Genomic DNA, 2,129 nt, shown 5'->3' with positions numbered 1-2,129 from the left:
GGGCGCGACGGGCGCGACCGGCGCCACGGGCACGCACCGCTCGCGCTCGCCGTGGCCGTGGTGGTGCTCGCGGCCCCGGCCTGCACGGCGGACGGGGATGTGGGCACCGCGGTCACGCCGACGGGCGCGTCCGGCGGGGCGGCGCCGACCTCGCCGACCGGGCTGCCGGGTCCGTCGGGACCGGCGACGGTCGAGGTCGTGGAGGTCGACGACGTGACGACCGGGCTCGACGTGCCGTGGGGGCTCGCGTTCCTCGCCGACGGCTCCGCGCTCGTGACGCTGCGCGACGAGGCGCGCGTGGTGCTCGTCGCACCGGACGGCGGGGTCCGGGAGGTCACGGGTCCGGGCGCGGACGCGCTCGCGGACGTCGTGGCGCCCGGCGGCGAGGGCGGGCTGCTGGGCGTCGCGGTGCTCGCCGAGGACGCCGGCACCGCCGACGTCGCGCTGTACGCGACCACGCCCGACGACAACCGGGTGCTGCGCGGCACGCTCGACGGCACGACTCTCGGCGCGCTGACCCCGGTGCTCACGGGCATCCCGCGGGCCGGCAACCACGACGGCGGTCGCCTCGCGGTCGGACCCGACGGGTACCTGTACGTCACGACGGGTGACGCCGGGCAGCCCGGCCGCGCCCAGGACCCGTCGTCGCTGGGCGGCAAGATCCTGCGCGTGACGCCCGACGGCGCACCCGCACCGGGCAACCCGGACCCGGCGTCTCCCGTGTGGAGCCTCGGGCACCGCAACGTGCAGGGGATCGGGTGGTCGTCGGACGGGCTGATGTTCGCGGCCGAGTTCGGGCAGAACACGTGGGACGAGCTCAACGTGGTCGAGCCCGGCGGGAACTACGGCTGGCCGGTCGTCGAGGGGGCGGGCGGCGCGGACCAGGGGTTCGTCGACCCCGTGGCGACCTGGCCGACCCGCGACGCGTCGCCGAGCGGGCTCGCGGTGACCGACGAGGGCGTCTACCTGGCCGGGCTGCGCGGCGAGCGGCTGTGGCGCCTCCCGCTGCTGCCGCCGGTCGACGGCGACGCGCGCGCCGGGCTGGGCACCCCGCAGGCGCTGCTGGCCGGCGAGCACGGCCGGCTCCGCGCGGTCGCACCCGCGCCGGACGGGTCGCTGTGGGTCCTGACGAACAACACCGACGGTCGCGGCGACCCGCGCGACGGCGACGACCGGGTCCTGCGCGTCGTCGTCCGCTGACGTCGACACGCCACGGCGCTGAGCGCGACACGCCGACCGATTCACCCGGTTCGCGCCACGCGGGGGGCCGCTCCCGTGGACCGGAGTGTCCGGTCAGTACCCTTTGCCGCGCCGGGACGCGTCGGACGGCCTCGCGCCGCCCGCCCCGGACCGACCCCGGCCGACCCGGTCGGGGCCGACCCGCCCGACCCGACGCCCGACCTGCGAGGACCCGCATGCCCCCGAAGCTCAAGACCACGCTGTTCTGGATCGTCGCGATCTTCCTGGTGTACGCGATCGTCACGAGCCCCGACCGCGCCGCCGACCTCGTCCGTGCGCTGTGGGACATGATCACGGGCGCGTTCGCGAGCTTCGGCCGCTTCTTCGCGGGCCTCACCGAGTAGCCGACGCCCCGCCGCACGCCATGACGACCCCCGACGCGATCGTCCGCAGCCACCGGAACATCCGGCGGTACGTGCTGCCGGGCGAGCGGGTCGTGTTCAGCGCCCGCTCCCACTGGGGCAAGCTCGCCGAGCCCGTCCTCACGACGTTCGGCGGCTTCGTGCTGCTCGCGTTCCTGGTCGTGCCCGGTGCGGGCATGGTCGTGGGGGAGCAGAACGCGGACTGGCTGTGGCTGCTGTTCCTGCTGCTGCTCGGCCGCCTCGGCTGGAAGGTCCTGGACTGGCGCAACGAGTGGTTCGTCGCGACCGACAAACGGATGCTCCTGCTGTACGGCCTGGTCACGCACAAGGTCGCGATGATGCCGCTCGTGAAGATCACCGACATGCGTTACTCGCGGTCGCTCGTCGGGCGCGTGCTCGGCTACGGGGAGTTCCTGCTCGAGTCCGCGGGCCAGGACCAGGCGATGCGACGCATCAACTGGGTCGCGCACCCCGACGCGACCTACCGCGAGCTGTGCGCCACGATCTTCACGCCCGGCTGCGCAGGCC

The 2,129-nt window shown here is 75.3% G+C and carries 3 protein-coding genes; all 3 read left to right on the top strand.

From position 1 onward, the window contains the following. A partial coding sequence (locus CTKZ_RS21005; protein ID WP_235843598.1) for a PQQ-dependent sugar dehydrogenase occupies positions 1 to 1,200 on the top strand: 1,200 nt, incomplete at its 5' end. Positions 1,201 to 1,415: 215 nt separating this feature from the next. Then, positions 1,416 to 1,583 (top strand): hypothetical protein, encoded by a 168-nt coding sequence (locus CTKZ_RS22165; RefSeq protein WP_200829872.1) that lies wholly within the window; start codon positions 1,416 to 1,418, stop codon positions 1,581 to 1,583. 20 nt (positions 1,584 to 1,603) lie between these two features. Next, on the top strand, positions 1,604 to 2,129 hold a 526-nt coding region (locus CTKZ_RS21000; RefSeq protein WP_148090551.1), incomplete at its 3' end, for a PH domain-containing protein.

It is taken from the genome of Cellulomonas algicola (genome assembly GCF_003851725.1).
GTDB classification, from domain to species: Bacteria; Actinomycetota; Actinomycetes; order Actinomycetales; family Cellulomonadaceae; genus Cellulomonas; species Cellulomonas algicola.
Note: the sequence above shows the minus strand (reverse complement) of the source record. Positions and strands in the feature narration are given on the sequence as shown.